Source organism: Nakamurella sp. GG22 (genome assembly GCF_052976845.2).
Genome location: NZ_JBRIIO020000045.1, coordinates 1 through 16,397 on the forward strand (window position 1 = coordinate 1; position 16,397 = coordinate 16,397).

Below are 16,397 nucleotides of genomic sequence, written 5' to 3' on the forward strand. Positions count from 1 at the left end.
GCGCGGTCGGGCTGACCCTTTAGGAACAGGTACCAGTACGACGTCGCCACGAACACCACAGCGCCGACCAGATTTCCCGCCCCGGCCAGCAGCCAGTTCATCCCGGTGTCGGCCCAGCTGATGTTCGGGTCGCCGGCGAAGATCGCGGCCGGCAGGAAGAACATGTTGGCCACCACGTGGTCGAAGCCCATCGCGACGAACGCCATGATCGGGAAGAAGATCGCCAGGATCTTGCCGGACACCGAGGTGGCCGCCAGCGACATCCAGACCGCGACGCAGACCAGCCAGTTGCAGCCGATCCCGCGCAGGAAGGTCTGCCACGGCGTGTGGTGCAGCGCCTTGTCGCCGGCGATCTGGGCGAGCCGCTCATAGGTCAGCGCTGCACTACCGGTCGCGGACCCGGCGTGCCCAATAAGCCCGGTCTGCACCGCCAGGAAGTAGGCGACGAACAGGGCGCCGATCAGGTTGCCCAGCAGAACCAGACTGAGATTGCCTGCAACGTCGCGCATCCCGATCTTTCGGCGCATCGCGCTGAGTGGGACGAGCATCATGTTGCCGGTCGCCAGATCCGATCCCGCGATCAGCACCAGGACCAGGCCGAGGGTGAAGGCGATGCCGGTGAACAGCGTCGGCAGCGTCCCCCAGATCGCCGGGTCGAGGCCGGACGACACGGTGATCGCCACCAGACCGCCGAACGCGATGTAGGCCCCACCCAGGAACGAGCTGACCAGCACCTTGTCCCACCGGCGATGGGTCTTCTTGGTGCCGATCGCCACGGCGAGCTCGGCAACTTCCTGCGGTTCACGCGCGGGCATGAGGGCCTCCGGTGTCGGTGCTGCCGTTGGTCGGCTGCCAGTCGAGAATGCTGCGGGGGTATGCGTTTGCGGAACGACTGGCGGCGCTGCACGTCGTCCGGAAATCGGACAATACCGATATCACCGCCGTTGCGGCGCAGCGTGAAGCGTCAGTGCTCCGGGTTCGGCTCCGCGGACCGGGAGGTGGACAACGGCGCGGGCGGCGGGACACGACGGGGGATCCAGATGCCGAGCCAGGCGGCGCCCAGCAGCCCGACGCCGCCCATCGCCGCGATCCCGGCGCCGAGCGTCGCCACCGCGGCGATGCCGGCGATGACGAACGGGCCGACGCCGTTGCCCGCGTCGTAGAACACCCGCCACAGTCCGAGGAACACCGGTCGCTGGCCCGGCGGGGCGAGGTCGGCGCCGAGCGTCATGACCAGTCCTGAGCTCATCCCGTTGCCCACCCCGATCAGCAGGCCCACCGCGAGCAGGGCGGCGGCGGACTGGGTGAGCGGGACCAGCAGCAGCGAGACACCGAGGACGACCAACGACGGGACCGCGATGAACACCCGGCCGAACCGGTCCATCACCTTCCCCGCTGGATAGAACAGCAGCATGTCGACCGCCCCGGAGAGACCGAAGATCACCGAGATCGCGGTCGGCGACAGCCCGAGATGCTGGCCCCACAACGGCAGGACCACCTGCCGGGCCGCCCGGACGGCACTCACCACCAGGGCACCGATCCCGAGCGTGGCGAACACCGATCGCTGCTCGCGCAGGACTCCCAGCACGGGCGCCCGTTCGACGGCCGCGGCGCCCCGAACCCCACGGTCGGGGGAGAGATCCGGCACCACGAGAAGCACCGCGGCGGCGGCGATCGCGGCCACGATGTGCACCGCGTAGGCGCCCCAAAGCCCGGTCAGCAGCACCACCGCGCCGCCGAGGAACGGACCGATGAACAGCCCGATCCGGAAGACGCCGCCCAGGGTGGACATCGCCCGCGCGCGGAGCCGATACGGGACCACCTCGGTGACGTACGCCTGCCGGGCCAGCAGCCAAACGGCCGTGCCGACCCCGGTGCCGAAGATTCCGACGGCGAATACCAGGAGGGTCGGCGCGAAGGTGCACCCGAGCAGGGCCAGCACCGTCAGGCCGGCCGCGCCGATCATCGTCGGGCGTTCGCCGTAGCGGTGCACGACGGCGCCGGCCGGGATGTCAGCGAGGAGTTGGCCGATCCCCGCTGTTGCGACAACGACGGCCGCCATCGCCGGTGAGGCGCCGAGCTGGGTCGCAGAGATGACGACGACGGGTGCGATCGCGCCCTGACCGACCGCGAACAGGCCCGGCGGCAGGAAGGCCGCGGGTGCGATCTCGCGCAGGGTGAGGCTGTCGTCAGGCCCCGATCCCTGCTGCGTCATTGCGGTTCGATCCTCATTCCGTCGGCGGCCGGTAGGAAGTTATCGTTGCAAACCGGAGCGGGTGCCCGGCCGTGACGCTGGACACCGTGGCTCCCGGTCCATAGTCGCGCCGATTCATCCTTCCCGAGCGCCGGTCCGGCACGTCGGTCACCTCGGGTGCTTTCCGTCTCACCAGCCACCCGCACCGGAAGGATGACGCCAGATGCGCGCACCCACGAAGGCCACCCTGTCGCGATCCGCGCTGTCGGGACCCCCCGTGTCGCGATCGGCCGTGTCGCGATCCGCCCGGCGCCCGGGAAGGTTCGGCCGGAAGGCTGTCGCCGGCCTCCTCGGCGTGACGGTGCTGCTCGTTTCGGCCGGTCCCGGCACGATCGCGGAGGCGGCCGGCGCAGTGCCGGTCAGCCCGCGGGTCACGGTCGGCGCTGCGGCGGTCCTGCCGACAGGTTCGTTGACGTTGGCGGGCAACGGGTTCCGCCCCGCCGAGACCGCCGACGTGCTGGTCGGCACGGTCCCGGTCGCCTCGATCGCCGTTGACGGCGCGGAAGCAATCGGCACGTCGATCGTCATCCCGGCGACGACCCGACCCGGCCCGGTACCGATCGTGGTCACCGGTCGGGCCAGCCGGTTGACCGCATCGGCATCGGTGATCGTCCGAACCGATTGGCAGCAGGCCGGTCTCACCGCGGCGCATTCCGGGACGAACCCGTTCGAGGCCGTTCTGGGTCGCGGGAACGTCGCAACGGTCACCGGGAAGTGGGCCAGTCGCTTTCCCGTCTTCGACGACAACCAGGAACTGCTCGTGTCCGCCGGGAAGGTGTTTCTCGAAGGTGGTGCGCGGCGTACGGACACCGGGGCCGGCGTCTGGTCGCAGTTCACTGTCGCGGGGTATCAGTCGATGGCGGTCGACGCAGACTCCGCCTACGCGGTATCCAGTTTCGGCGCCGCATCGGCGTTCGACGAGGCGACCGGAGAGGTTCGGTGGACAGTCGACCTGGGGTTCGGCGACGGCAACCTGATGTACCCGTCCGACATCACGGTGGCGGGCGAGCACCTGATCGTGACCACAGGGCCGTCGTTCGGCACAGTTCCGGGACCGGACAACAACGGCCGGGTCTTCGCGCTGCGGACGACCGACGGCACGCTGTTGTGGAGTCGGACGCTGACCCGGCCGATCAGCGCGGCTGCGGTCAGCGGGCAACTGGCTTTCATCGGCACCGACGACGGCCGGGCGATCGCGCTGCGGGTCAATTCGGGGGCCGTCGCCTGGATCCGGTCAACCGGTGATGCGGTGTTGAGCGAACCGGCTGTTTCGGGCAGCAGTGTCGTGTTCGGCGCCGGCACCAGTCCGGTCGGCGACGGCGTCACCCCGATCGGCGCCTGCGCGCTGGACACCGCAACCGGCGCGGTGAAGTGGTCGTACGACGTCAGCGCCCGGTACGTGAAGGGGAAGGCCAGCCGCCCCGCGATCGCCGACGGACTGGTCTACATCGGCCTGACGACCACCGACAAGACTCTGTACGGACCCACCCTGACGCGGAACTATGCGAACGGGGCCACGGCGCTCGACCTTGCGAACGGCACGCTCCGCTGGGTGCGTGAGTTGGACGGGGTGGCCGGCTTCAACGACCAGGGCTTCTGGGCGACTCCGACCGTCGCCGCCGGCATCGCCTACTTCGGCTCCTGCGGCTCGAACCAGAAGCTGCTGGCCTTGAACTCCGCCGACGGGACGACGATCCGGGACATCAACCCGGTGCGCTGCGGTCGCGTTGTACCGGTGAACGGCCGGTTGTACGTCCTGGACCGGGACGGGATCAAGGTCTTCGGGCTGCCGGTCGAGTTGCCCGCGGTGACGGCACTGAACGACACCGCGGTCGGAACCGGGCCGCAGCAACTGCAGTATTCAACCGGCTGGACCACCTCCACCGCAGTGGCCCGGTTCCATGGGAACGACCACCGCAGCCAGTCCGCGGGGAGCACCGTCACCGTTCGGTTCTCCGGAACCGGGATCCGGTACTGGTTCTCGATGGGGCCGAACCAGGGGATAGCCGGCATCCGGATCGACGGTGGCGCCGAAACGGCCATCAGTCAGTACGACCCGGTCAGCCGGGACGGGGCGTTGTCCTGGACAAGCCCCCCGCTGACCAACGGCACGCACACCGCGACGATCCGGGTGACGGGCACGAAGAACCCGTCCGCCACCGGGACCGTCGTCACCGTCGACCGCATCGACATCGGCCGCTGACGCGCTGAACGGGCAGGTCCACTGCCACAGGTGCAGGGATCCGAGTGCCGGATTCCCTGCACCCACAGCACTCGACACGCACAGCACTCGACACCCACAGCACTCGACACCGGTGCCACTGGACGAGGTGCCCGGTCAGGACTCCCGGTCGTCGCCCTGCCGCGCCGCCCTGTTGACGGCCGACACCACCGCCTTCAGCGACGCGGTGGTGATCGAGGAGTCGATGCCCACACCCCAGACGACCTGCCCGTCGATCGCGCACTCCAAGTACGCGGCCGCGCGGGCGTCACCACCGGCGGACAGGGCGTGCTCGACGTAGTCCAGCACCCGCACGTCGTACCCGGCCTCGCCCAGCGCCGAGCAGAACGCGGCCACCGGGCCGTTGCCGCCACCGTGCACGACCTGCTCTTCGCCGCGGCTGACGATCCGGGCGCTGATCCGGTCGAAGATGGTCTCGTTCTCGGCGTCCTCCGGGTTCTCGATCCGGGTGCGGATCAGGTGCAGCGGGGTCGTCGGCTCCAGGTACTCCTCGGCGAAGTAGGACCACATGGTCGCCGCGCCGACCTCGCCGCCCTCGGTGTCGGTGTGCTCCTGCACCACCCGGGAGAACTCGATCTGCAGCCGGCGCGGCAGGTCCAAGCCGTGCTCGGTCTTCATGATGTAGGCGACGCCGCCCTTGCCGGACTGCGAATTGACCCTGATGACGGCCTCGTACGACCGGCCGACGTCCTTCGGGTCGATCGGCAGGTACGGCACCTGCCAGGTGAACTCGTCGACCGGTACGCCGACGGCCGCGGCGTCCCGGTTCAGGTGGTCGAAGCCCTTCTTGATCGCGTCCTGGTGCGACCCGGAGAACGCGGTGTAGACAAGGTCGCCGCCGTAGGGATGACGTTCGGGCACAGCCAGCTGATTGCAGTACTCGACCGTCCGGCGGATCTCGTCGATGTCGGAGAAGTCGATCTGCGGGTCGACGCCCTGGCTGAACAGGTTGAGCCCCAGCGTCACCAGGCAGACGTTGCCGGTCCGCTCACCGTTGCCGAACAGGCAGCCCTCGATCCGGTCGGCGCCGGCCAGGTAACCCAGCTCGGCGGCGGCGACGGCGGTACCACGGTCGTTGTGCGGATGCAGCGACAGCACGATCGCGTTGCGGCGCTCCAGGTTCCGGTGCATCCACTCGATCGAGTCGGCGTAGATGTTGGGGGTGGCCATCTCGACGGTGGCCGGCAGGTTGACGACCATCGGGTTCTGCTCGGTGGGCTGCCAGATCGCCGATACCGCGTTGCAGACCTCGACGGCGTACTCCAGTTCGGTGCCGGTGTAGGACTCCGGCGAGTACTCGAAGCGCCAGTCGGTGTCCGGGTACTTCTCGGCCCAGCGCGCGACCTCCTCGGCGCCGTCAGTGGCGATCCGGGTGATGCCCTTGCGGTCCAGACCGAAGACCACCCGGCGCTGCAGCGTCGAGGTGGAGTTGTAGAGATGCACCAGGGCGGAGGGCGCGCCCTCGACGGATTCGAACGTCCTGGCGATCAGCTCGGGGCGGGCCTGGGTCAGCACCTGGATGCGGACGTCCTCGGGAACGGCGTCCTGTTCGATGATCTCGCGGACGAAGTCGAAGTCGGTCTGGCTCGCGGCCGGGAACCCGACCTCGATCTCCTTGTAACCCATCGCCACCAGCAGGTCGAACATCCGCCGCTTACGGGCCGGGGTCATCGGGTCGATCAGTGCCTGGTTGCCGTCCCGCAGGTCGACGGCACACCACTGCGGCGCCTTGGTCATGACGGTGCTGGGCCACTGCCGGTCGGGCAGGTCGATCGGGGTGAAGGGGGTGTACCGGTTGATCGGCATGGAACTGGCGCGCTGCCGGTTGTAGGGGTGCTGACCGGCCGGGATCGGGCCGGCGGGGGTGCGCAGTCGGGAGGGAATCGGGGTGCCCATGTTTCGGTGTCCTTGGGGTGAGCCGACCGGGGATTCCCCGGCGTTCGGCGAGGGGATGACCGGCAGCACAACAACCCGCGACGGAGGAGCCAGTCTCGAGAATCAGGCTCCGTCGCGGCGGCGAAGAAGCAGGCCGGTCGTCAGGACGCCGGGCGCTGCGGTGCGCACCACGCGACGGACTCTACCCCCGGCGGTGAGGGTCGGCGCAAGCACCGATCCGAGTTGCGAAGCCGGCCCGTCCCGGCACAGTGGTTGTCGTCAGGGAGGTGGGTGTCATGGGCGAGGAGATCATGGTGCGCGTCGGCGACGTCGAATTGTGCGTCCAGACCTTCGGCGACGCGTCCGATCCGGCCATCCTGCTGATCGGCGGGATGAACGCATCGATGGACTGGTGGGAGGACGACTTCTGCCGCCGGCTCGCCGCCGGCGGCCGGTTCGTCATCCGGTACGACCACCGGGACACCGGGCGCTCGACCAGCTACCCCGCAGGCAGTCCCGGGTACAGCGGCCCCGATCTGATCGCCGACGCCGTGGGCGTCCTCGACGCGCTCGGCCGGGATGCCGCGCACGTCGTCGGCATCTCGATGGGCGGTGCACTCGCCCAGGTGCTGACGCTCGAACACCCCGATCGGGTGCTGACCCTGACGGTGATCTCCAGCAGCGCCGGCCCGGGCGATCCCGACCTGCCCGGCATGGACGAGGCATTGGCGCGGGAGTTCGCTGCCTTGCCGGCCGAGCCGGACTGGTCGGACCGGCAGCGCGCCATCGACCACATCGTCGAGAGCTGCCGACCGCTTGCCGCGGTGTCGGTGCCGTTCGACGCGGCCGCGATCCGGGCGGTCGCGGAGAAGGCCTTCGACCGCACGACCGACGTCGCGGCGAGCCAGACGAATCACGCACTGGTCGAGGGTGGCGAGACCTGGCGCGGCAGGCTCGGCGAGATCACCGTCCCGACCCTGATCATCCACGGCGAGGAGGACCGGATGTTCCCCGTCGGCCACGGCGTTGCGCTGGCCGATGAGATCGGCGGTGCGCGGCTGCTCGTCCTGCCGGCGACCGGACACGAACTCCCGCAACGGGTCTGGGATCTCGTCGTGCCGGCAATCGTGAGGTTGACGTCCCCGAATTGGCAGACCCGGGCCGACGTCTTGGCCGAGAGATTCATTGCCCGTGACGATCCCACGGGTTGGTTCGACCGGCTGTACGGTGCGGCCAACCGCGGGCTGGTGTCGATGCCCTGGGACCGGGAGGCGCCGCAGCCGCTGCTGGCGGAGTGGCTCGATCGTGCGGCGGGCGATGCTGACGGGCGGCGCGCGATCGTGGTCGGCTGCGGTCTCGGAGCGGACCCGGAGTACCTGTCCCGGCTCGGTTTCCGGACCACCGCGTTCGACGTCTCACCGACGGCGATCTCGATCGCCCGGGACCGGCATCCCGGGTCGTCGGTGGCCTATTCGGTGCAGGACCTGTTCGACCTGCCGGCCGAGTGGTCGGCAGCGTTCGACCTGGTGGTGGAGATCTACACGGTGCAGGCGTTGCCGCTGTCGCTCCGTGAGCGCGCGACGGCCGCGGTGGCCGGGTTGGTTGCCCCGGGCGGAACCTTGCTGGTGATCCAGGCGGTAAGGGACGACAGCGACACCGACCCCGAGGGTCCGCCGTGGCCACTGACCCGCGCCGAGATCGAACGGTTCGGAGCAGCAGGACTGACGCCGGTCCAGGTCGAGCGGTTGGTGGATGACGACGGGTCGGCCCGCTGGCGCGCAGAGTTCACCCGCCCCTGACGTCGGTCAGCGGTAGCTGGTGACGACCGGCACCGCCGGCTGGTTGCCGGCGGCCACACAACCCCAGATCATCGAGGTGAGCCAGACGGCCGGCCACCAGACCAGCCAGCCGAACCCGAAGGTCATGATGCCCACCAGCACGCCGCCGAACAGCCACGCGGCCAGCATGATCAACGCGCCGCTGACGGTGGAGTAGAACATCCCGAACGGTCCGAAGAAGAACGTCAGAACGAGCGCGACGCCGACCGACTTGCGGGGTCCGACCATCACGACCGTCGTACTGCCGTAGGGGACGTGCACCTGTGGGTAGCCACGTCCGTACTGCCGGCCACCCGGAGCGGCGGGCGGGCCGAACCCGGCGGCCGGCGCGGTGTGATCCGACCAGGCGGCGCCGTCCCACCAGCGTTGCGCGGGAACGCCACTCGGGTCGGGGTACCAGCCGGGCTGGATGTACAGCGGCGCGGGCGGGGACGGCTGCCGGCTGGTGTCGTACCCGCTGAACGACGTCGTTCCGGTCGTCGTTCCGGTCGACGGCACGTCCAACAGCGTGGCCAGTGGGGCATCGGCGGCGGACCAGGCACGGGGCGATTCACCCTCGAGCCCGGCGTCATCGGCGAGCAGCACGGACGGGCGGCTGTGCGAGGTCCACTGACTGCCGTTCCACCATCGCTCGGCGGTGGGTTCCTCCGGATCGGGGTACCAACCCGCCGTCAACCGCGGTTCGTCGACGGACATATCGCGCCCCCGATCACCAGTCCTGATCCCTGGCGCCGACAGTAACAGCGGAGTCTGTCAGTCGGGGTCGGCTCTGCGGCCGCATCCCCTCGCTGCCCGACAGCGAGGAACCGGGACGCCATCGCCGGGCCGATCGTCGAGGCCACCATGCTCGGCCGGGCGGTGTCGCTGGTCGATGTCGGGAAGGTGGCCGCCTTCGCCGCATCGGCCCTGGCCAGGACGCTGACCGGCACCGTGATCAACATCAGCTGCGGTGCCGTCGTCGATGGAGCCCTGTCGATTGAGCCTTGGCGATTGAGTCCGGTTGATTGAGTCCTGTTGATTGGGGCCGGTCGATTGTGCCTTGGCGATCGATCCCGGCGCGGGCAGGCACGATGGCCGGGTGAGCGCCGTCGACCCGACCACCCAGCCCGCCGCCCCGCCGGCTGTTGAACAGCCGGCGGTCCACCCGCCGGCCGTCGACCAGCCCGCCGCCCCGCCGGCCGTCGACCCGCCGGCGTTCCACCCGCAGGCGTTCGACCCGCCGGCGTTCGACCCGCCGACCCAGCCGATCCCGGTCGTTGCCCCGGTTCCCGGGGTCGGGCCTTCTCCCCGATCGGACGCGCAGCCCGGTCCGGACGCGAAGCCGGAACGGTTGCCTGCGTCACCGTGGAGCTTCGTCGACGTGTTCGCCGGCCTCGGCGCGGTGCTGCTGGTCAGCCTGCTGGTCTCGGCGCCGTTGCAGATCGGGTCCTGGGACGGGGGCGGCGCCCGGCTGCTGGTATCGGCGCTGCCGGTGTGGGTCGGGCTGCTCGGCACCGCCGTGTGGGCGTGCCGTCGGCATGGCACCGGCAACCTCGTCCGCGACCTCGGGCTGACCTTCAAGCCGATCGACCTGGCGATCGGCCTCGGCGCAGGCCTGGGCCTGCGCTTCGCGGTCGGCATCTGGGCGATCGTGTACTCGTCGCTGACCGGTCAGCAGCCGACGTCGAATCTCGATTCGATCCTCGAGAACGGGCTGGGCACGGGCTTCTGGCTGGTGACGAACATGCTGGCCATCGCCGTGATCGGGCCGGTGATCGAGGAGATCTTCTTCCGAGGGCTCGGCCTGCGGTCCGCGCTGGCCAGTCTGTGGCGGCGGTCGGGGACTCCGCGGTTCGCCGATCCGCGGCGCCGGATCTGGGTGTCGATCGCCGTCACGTCGACGATCTTCGCGTTGCTGCACGTGTCGGAGGTCAACGACCTCACCTCCGCGGTCGTGTTGCTGCCCGGCCTGTTCCTGGCGGGGTGGGTGCTGGCCCGGCTGACGATCTGGAGCGGGCGGCTCGGCCCCGCGATCGTCACGCACGTGGTGTTCAACGGGGTGGCGGTCGCCGCGTTGCTGGCACTGGGCTGAGTCGCCGACGCGCGACGTCGGACCGGGATGACGGCGCGATCAGGTCGAGCGTGAACCGGCCAGTGAGGCAAAAACGATGATGTTGGATTCGTAACTGCGGGCATTCTCATCGAATTCGCCGCCGCAGGTGATCAGCCGGAGGCCTGCGTGGTCCAGATTGCCGTAGACCTCCGAGGTCGGGAAATCCTTCTTTTCGACGGTCTGGACGGTATCGACTGTGAAGATCGCGGCGGTGCCGTCATTGCGCGTCACGTCGATGGAATCGCCGGGTTTCAGCTGGTTCAGTAAGAAGAACACGCCTGGGCCGAATTCTCGCGAGTCGACGTGTCCCAGAATGATCGCCGGTCCGAGACTCCCGGGTGCGGGGGAGTTCTCGTACCAGCCCGGTTTGGAGTCGGGATCGTCCAGCGACGGCACTTCGATCGCCCCGTCCGGTGTGCGACCGAGGTCGATCAGTGCGGCGTCCACGCCGATGGCGGGAACCGACAAGGCGACCGGCGGTGAAGGCGGCAGGATCAGCGCATTCGGCGCCGGCTGAACCGCACCAGCGATCGAGGGCGCCTTCGGGGGTGCCTTCGAGGGCGCCTTCGCGGGTGCCTTCGCGGGTGCCGAGGTGGGCGTCGAAGAGGGTTTCGGGGCTGTCGGCGACGGCGACTCCGACGCCGCCCGGGTCGGCGCGACGGACGCTGTGGACGGCGACGAAGCCGCGGGTTGCGCGGCTGCGGCAGTGGTGACGTCAACGCCGCGCGCATTGTCCGGCGCCGGAGTACCTGCGCAGCCGATCAGCACGGCCATCCCCGCAACGCAGATCGCCACACGGGCGATCAGCCGGCGGGGGGAAGTTATGCGCACGTTGTCATCCTCACCGCTAGCCGTGCCAGGTTCCCACCGAGTTTCCGCCGGGACTATTCATGTGTCATTCGGCTCCCCGGCGGGCGCGGATTGGTCGCCCGGCGGGCGAGTCTGCCGTGTCGCGGCACGTCGTCTGCACGGCGGAGCGGAAACAGAGTCCCATCCTTTGGTGCCTCGGCACCGAATTATCGATAGCTGCTTTTCTCCCGGGTGACGAATTCCGGTTCGGGGCGGCGAAAGCTCCAGTGCCAATCCGCCAGGACAGGAAGAGGCCACACCGTGATCGGTCCTGCACTCGCGCCAACCGAAAACGGCGTGACAGTGACCGACACTTCGCGCAGACCTCGGCGGCTGGCACGCCGTTTCGGGTTGCTCGGACCCGCCTTCGTCGCCGCCGTCGCCTACGTCGATCCCGGCAACGTCGCCACGAACCTGCAGGCGGGTTCCCGGTACGGATACCTGCTCGTCTGGGTGCTCGTCGTCGCCATCGCGTCGGCCGGAGTGGTGCAGTTCCTGTCCGCCAAGTTGGGTCTCGCCTCAGGGCTGTCGCTGCCGGAACTGGTCGGTCGACGGCTGGGTCGCACCAGCCGGCTGGGCTACTGGCTTCAGGCCGAGGCCGTGGCCATGGCAACCGATCTGGCCGAGGTGGTCGGTGGTGCGATCGCGCTGTACCTGTTGTTCGACGTGCCATTGCTGATCGGCGGGCTGATCGCAGGTGTGGTTTCCCTCCTCGTGCTGGCAGTGCAGAGCAGTCGCGGCCAGCGATCATTCGAGCGGGTGATCACCGGGTTCCTCATCATCATCGCCGTCGGATTCCTGGCGGGACTGTTCGTCGCACCGCCCGCGGTGGGTGAGGCGGCGGCCGGACTGGTGCCCCGTTTCGCCGGCATGGACTCGGTCGTCCTGGCCGCGGCAATGCTGGGTGCCACCGTCATGCCACACGCGGTCTACCTGCACTCGGCACTGACCCGTGACCGGTTCGGCCGGATCGAGCCGGGCACCCGGCGCCGGCAGTTGATCACCGCGACGAAAACCGATGTCGTCCTCGCGATGCTGCTCGCGGGCAGCGTCAACATCGCGATGCTGCTGACCGCAGCGGCCGGTCTCCGCGACCGCGAGGGCATCGACACCATCGAGGGCGCTCACGCTGCGATCAGCGAGACCATGGGGACGGTGGTGGGCACCCTTTTCGCGGTCGGCCTGCTGGCGTCGGGGCTGGCGTCCACCTCCGTGGGTAGTTATGCAGGCAGCGTCGTGATGGAGGGACTGCTGCATCGCCGGATCCCGCTGCTGATCCGCCGGGCGATCACCCTGGTGCCGGCCCTCGTGGTACTGGCGCTGGGGGCCGATCCGACGGCGGTGCTGGTCATCTCGCAGGTCGTGCTGTCCTTCGGGCTCCCATTCGTCCTGATCCCGCTGATGCGGTTGACCTCGGACCGCGCCGTGATGGGTGCCGACGCCAACCGACGAATGGTCAAACTGGTCGGTGGCGCCATCATCTGCGCCATCATCGTGCTCAACGCGGTCCTGGTGATCGGCGTCATCGGGCAATTGTGACCAGAAATTTGCAACTCTAACGTGTACCAATCCGCGCTGACCTTCGTAACGAATCGGTGATGAGGCCAAAAGGTCCTCAGACGCTCATTGAGAGGCGTGGCGGATGGGAAATCGAAGGATATTCGACGGGAAGCCGGTGCTGGAGTTCAGCACCGGAATCCAGCGGCGGAGCTTCCTGAAGTATGCGGGGCTCGTCGGTGTTGGCACCGGATTCGCTCTCGGGGGCGGATTCCTCATGGCACCGGCCGCCGGTGCGGCGACAGCAGGGATCGACATGAGCGATGTCGACATCCTGAACTACGCCCTGACCCTGGAATACCTGGAGGCGGATTTCTACTCCCAGGGCTTGCAGGCCGGTCTGCTGACCGATCGTGAACTCGAGCTCGTGACGCCGATCGGTGACCACGAGAAAGAGCACGTGACGGCAGTCACCGCCGCGGTCAAGGCGTTCGGCGGGACGCCCGCAACGAAGCCGAAGATCACCTATCCGGCAGGGACCTTCGACAGCCGGGACAAGTTCCTGGCCAACGCCTCGATGTTCGAGGAGCTGGGAATCACCGCCTACCACGGGCAGGTGCCGCTGATCAAGGATCCGGACGTTCTTGCGTCGGCCGCATCCATCGCCGGTGTCGAGTCGCGGCACGCAGCCGTGATCGCCAGCATCATCGGCGGCAAGCCGTTCCCGAACCCCATCGAGAAGAGCGCATCGATGGCGGACATTCTCGCGGCCGTCAAGCCGCTCATCAGCTGATAAGGAAGGAGAAACTCATGTCACGACAAGACTTTGTTCGCGGTCAGCAGGCTTTCGTTTCCGCACCGCAGGCCCTGGGGGCACTGAACAACCGATGGGCACTCGCGGCGCCAGGCGATTTTGCCAGCGACGTCGATGTCCTCAACTACGCACTCACCCTCGAGTACCTCGAGGCCGCTTTCTATCAGCAGGGCAACGCCGCGGGCTTGCTGGATGGGGTCGAGAAGGAGTATCTGGCGTCGATCCAGTCCGACGAGGAATATCACGTGAAGGCGCTGTCCGACACGATCACCAAGCTCGGTGGGACGCCGGTCGCCGCACCGGGTGTCGATTTCGCCGGCGCATTTGCCGACCGCAATTCCTACCTGACCACCAGCGTCACCTTCGAGAACGTCGGCGTCGGTGCCTATCTCGGGGCTGCCGGCTACATCAAGGACAAGGCGATCCTGCAGGCCGCGGCGGGGATTTTCGGAGTGGAAGCACGGCACGCCGCTGTCGTCGCCAGCCTGCTCAATCTGCCGGCCGAGGGAGGCGTCTACAAGGGTGCCTTCGAGAAGCCGATCTCCAAGGCGGACGTGCTGACCGCAGTCACCCCGTTCCTTGCCCAGATGTCGGGTGGGATGCCCTCTGGTGCACCGGAAACCGGTGGCGGCAGCACGGCCGGCACGGACAACAACACCGGACTGATCGTCGCCGGTGGTGCCGCACTGCTGGGTGCCGCCGCATACGCGGGTCACCGGGCAACCTCGCGCGACGTCGCGGAGGACCCGCAGTCCTGAGCGCTCCAACCGCTGTGGTGTGCGGGATCGGTCCCGTGATGGACCGATCCCGCACCCCGCAGCGCGCGGTCAGCAGCAGTGCCGCCGGCCAATAGTGCCGGATCCGCAGCAATTACCGAGAAAAACATCGAACAAGGAGTGAGTCATATGGGTGGATTATCGTGGTGGCATTGGCTGATCGTGTTGGCGGCATTCGTGTTGTTGTTCGGCGCGAAGAAGCTCCCTGACGCGGCCCGCGGCCTCGGTCGCTCCTTGCGCATCCTGAAGTCCGAGGTCAGCGCCATGAACGACGACGACGTGAAGGATCCGAACGCCGACACCGTTCCCACTCCGGTGACTCCGGTTCTGGTGGGTGCCCCCGTGGTGCCGCCGCTGCAGCCGTCCGCGCCGCTCCCGGTGGCCGATCAGATTTCCGAGCAGGACAGGTTGGCCGCGCCGATCGTGCGGTGACCGCCGGGCGGCACCAAGGTCGCGTCACACCCGAACCCATGTGAAATCTGAGGACGAACGGCCATGTCGCTTCGCCTGCCCCGGCTCAACCTCCCGACACCGCACCGTCGCCGTTCCACCGAGCCGTCCGACGGAACCATGTCCCTGATGCAGCACCTGTTCGAACTCCGGCGGCGGCTGTTTTTCGCTGTACTAGGAGTGCTGTTCGGCACCATTGCCGGATTCATCTGGTTCGGTCACGGGATTCCGGCCATCGGGTTGCCGAAACTCTCCGAGATCCTGACCGGCCCCTACTGTGCTGTCCCGGCCGCCGACCGGCTCACCTTCGGTGACTCGTCGGAGTGCAAACTCCTCGCGACCGGACCCTTCTCGGCACTCGAGCTGCAGCTGAAGTCCGCGCTCATGGCCGGCGCGGTCCTGTCGTCGCCCGTCTGGCTGTACCAGATATGGGCGTACGTCACGCCGGCGCTGTACTCGAAGGAACGGCGCTACGCGATCACCTTCGTGGCCTCCGGCGGGCTGCTCTTTGCGCTCGGCGCGGTGCTGGCCTATGTGGTCATCAGCGAAGGTCTCGCCGTTCTGCTCGGGTTCGGCGGTGACGCGACGATCGCGGCACTGTCGCCGGACAGCTATTTCTCCTTCCTGATTGCGATGTTGATCATCTTCGGCGTCTCCTTCGAGCTCCCCCTGTTGCTGATCATGCTGAATCAAATCGGCGCGGTGACCAGCGCGAAACTCGCCCACATTCGCCGGTACGCCATTTTCGGGATGGTCGTGTTCGCCGGATTGGTCGTGCCGGGGAACGATCCCGTCACCATGGGAGCGCTCGCCGCTGCGTTGATCGTGCTGTACGAGATGTCGGTGCAGATCACCCGGCTGCACGATCGACGCCTGGCGAAACGTCTTGCACGGTCTGCGCTCTCCGACGATCAGGCGTCCGCCCTGTCCGACGCCGGAGCATCCGGACACGATCATGACGTCCAGCCCGTCGCTCCCGCCACCCTGATCACCGCACCGGGTCCGGTTCCCCCGCCCCAGCACGACCGCTGAACCGAGACCGGACGGCGACCACATCCTGACCGCGACGGTCGGGAACCCAATCCAAGGATCGGAGTCAGCATGTTCGGCCTTTCCTGGGGACAGATCGGCATCATCGTGCTCGTCGGCCTCTTCGTTCTCGGGCCTGAACGGATCCCCACCGCGGTCTCGTTCGTGACGGGCGGCCTGCGCAAGGCCCGGTCGATGGCCGAGGGCGCGCAGGCCGGATTGCGTCATGAGATCGGTCCGGAACTGGACGAGCTCCGCCGGCAGATCGCCGATCTGCAGTCGCTGGTCAACGTGCAGGAGCTGCATGACCTGCACCCCCAGCGGCTGATCAGCAAGAACCTCCTCGGTGACGAGTTCTCCGGCGGGCTGAGCGGATTCCTCGGCGCGCACGGCCCGAGCAGCGTCGCCCCGGTGGTCGCGTTCCCTGCGGTCGACGGCCCCCTGCCGGCCGTCGCCTCCACGGGTCCCGAGGGTGCCGGCACGGCCGTCGGGGTCCCAGCACACTGACGTCCGGCAGGGCGGCACCCACGACGCCGCGGACCTGGTCACCGAACGATTTCCTTCCGGGGCCGGTGCGCGGCGGAAGCCTTTCGTCGGTACCGCTGCGGCCGGGCGGCGGGGCGTCGGCGGGTAGTCTGACGTGCAAAATGTCCCCGGCGCGAGCACGGGACAGCAGCGGAA

General features: G+C 68.4%; 15 protein-coding genes. 10 read left to right on the forward strand and 5 right to left on the reverse strand.

Translation table 11 applies throughout. The annotated features are described in order from the left end of the window. A partial coding sequence (locus ACVBEQ_RS26050; protein WP_447156349.1) for a formate/nitrite transporter family protein occupies positions 1–815 on the reverse strand: 815 nt, incomplete at its 3' end. A gap of 149 nt (positions 816–964) precedes the next feature. Continuing rightward, entirely contained in the window at positions 965–2,215 is a 1,251-nt protein-coding gene (locus tag ACVBEQ_RS26055; protein ID WP_447156350.1) for an MFS transporter, read from the reverse strand. 202 nt (positions 2,216–2,417) lie between these two features. On the opposite strand from ACVBEQ_RS26055, the gene ACVBEQ_RS26060 reads away from it, so the two are divergent. Next, the gene (locus tag ACVBEQ_RS26060; RefSeq protein ID WP_447156351.1) at positions 2,418–4,457 is read left to right on the forward strand and encodes an outer membrane protein assembly factor BamB family protein; all 2,040 of its coding nucleotides are present in this window, start codon (positions 2,418–2,420) and stop codon (positions 4,455–4,457) included. A 135-nt stretch (positions 4,458–4,592) separates the two neighbouring features. Here the strand turns inward: ACVBEQ_RS26060 and leuA are convergent, their stop codons facing one another. Next, positions 4,593–6,392 carry a 2-isopropylmalate synthase gene (leuA, locus tag ACVBEQ_RS26065; protein WP_447156352.1) on the reverse strand — a complete coding sequence of 600 codons (1,800 nt, stop codon included), beginning with the start codon at positions 6,390–6,392 and terminating at the stop codon, positions 4,593–4,595. Positions 6,393–6,667: 275 nt separating this feature from the next. On the opposite strand from leuA, the gene ACVBEQ_RS26070 reads away from it, so the two are divergent. Next, positions 6,668–8,170, forward strand: a complete 1,503-nt coding sequence (locus ACVBEQ_RS26070) for an alpha/beta fold hydrolase (protein ID WP_447156353.1) — start codon at positions 6,668–6,670, stop codon at positions 8,168–8,170. Between the two features lie 6 nt (positions 8,171–8,176). On the opposite strand, the gene ACVBEQ_RS26075 is transcribed toward ACVBEQ_RS26070, so the two are convergent. Further along, the gene (locus ACVBEQ_RS26075) at positions 8,177–8,905 is read right to left on the reverse strand and encodes a DUF2510 domain-containing protein (protein WP_447156354.1); all 729 of its coding nucleotides are present in this window, start codon (positions 8,903–8,905) and stop codon (positions 8,177–8,179) included. Positions 8,906–9,052: 147 nt separating this feature from the next. Between ACVBEQ_RS26075 and ACVBEQ_RS26080 the strand changes: the two genes are divergently transcribed. After that, positions 9,053–9,217, forward strand: coding sequence for a hypothetical protein (locus tag ACVBEQ_RS26080; RefSeq protein WP_447156355.1), 165 nt, complete (start codon positions 9,053–9,055; stop codon positions 9,215–9,217). Between the two features lie 70 nt (positions 9,218–9,287). Beyond that, complete coding sequence (locus ACVBEQ_RS26085) at positions 9,288–10,280, forward strand: CPBP family glutamic-type intramembrane protease (RefSeq protein ID WP_447156356.1); 993 nt, start codon at positions 9,288–9,290, stop codon at positions 10,278–10,280. A 39-nt stretch (positions 10,281–10,319) separates the two neighbouring features. Here ACVBEQ_RS26085 and ACVBEQ_RS26090 read toward each other — a convergent pair whose 3' ends face one another. Continuing rightward, positions 10,320–11,075 (reverse strand): class F sortase, encoded by a 756-nt coding sequence (locus ACVBEQ_RS26090; protein ID WP_447156379.1) that lies wholly within the window; start codon positions 11,073–11,075, stop codon positions 10,320–10,322. Positions 11,076–11,453: 378 nt separating this feature from the next. Here ACVBEQ_RS26090 and ACVBEQ_RS26095 point away from each other — a divergent pair, with 378 nt between their 5' ends. The 6 genes from ACVBEQ_RS26095 to ACVBEQ_RS26120 all read left to right on the forward strand — a co-directional run bounded on the left by ACVBEQ_RS26095 (position 11,454) and on the right by ACVBEQ_RS26120 (position 16,223). Continuing rightward, positions 11,454–12,689: an Nramp family divalent metal transporter gene (locus tag ACVBEQ_RS26095; RefSeq protein ID WP_447156357.1), complete on the forward strand. Its 1,236-nt coding sequence runs from the start codon at positions 11,454–11,456 to the stop codon at positions 12,687–12,689. 103 nt (positions 12,690–12,792) lie between these two features. After that, positions 12,793–13,440 carry a ferritin-like domain-containing protein gene (locus tag ACVBEQ_RS26100; protein ID WP_447156358.1) on the forward strand — a complete coding sequence of 216 codons (648 nt, stop codon included), beginning with the start codon at positions 12,793–12,795 and terminating at the stop codon, positions 13,438–13,440. A gap of 17 nt (positions 13,441–13,457) precedes the next feature. Further along, a complete protein-coding gene (locus tag ACVBEQ_RS26105; protein WP_447156359.1) occupies positions 13,458–14,219 on the forward strand; it encodes a ferritin-like domain-containing protein in 762 nt (253 codons plus the stop codon). 147 nt (positions 14,220–14,366) lie between these two features. Beyond that, entirely contained in the window at positions 14,367–14,669 is a 303-nt protein-coding gene (tatA, locus tag ACVBEQ_RS26110) for a Sec-independent protein translocase subunit TatA (protein WP_447156360.1), read from the forward strand. A gap of 63 nt (positions 14,670–14,732) precedes the next feature. Then, positions 14,733–15,719 carry a twin-arginine translocase subunit TatC gene (tatC, locus tag ACVBEQ_RS26115; RefSeq protein WP_447156361.1) on the forward strand — a complete coding sequence of 329 codons (987 nt, stop codon included), beginning with the start codon at positions 14,733–14,735 and terminating at the stop codon, positions 15,717–15,719. Between the two features lie 69 nt (positions 15,720–15,788). Then, positions 15,789–16,223, forward strand: coding sequence for a twin-arginine translocase TatA/TatE family subunit (locus ACVBEQ_RS26120; protein ID WP_447156362.1), 435 nt, complete (start codon positions 15,789–15,791; stop codon positions 16,221–16,223). The last annotated feature ends 174 nt before the right edge of the window (positions 16,224–16,397 follow it).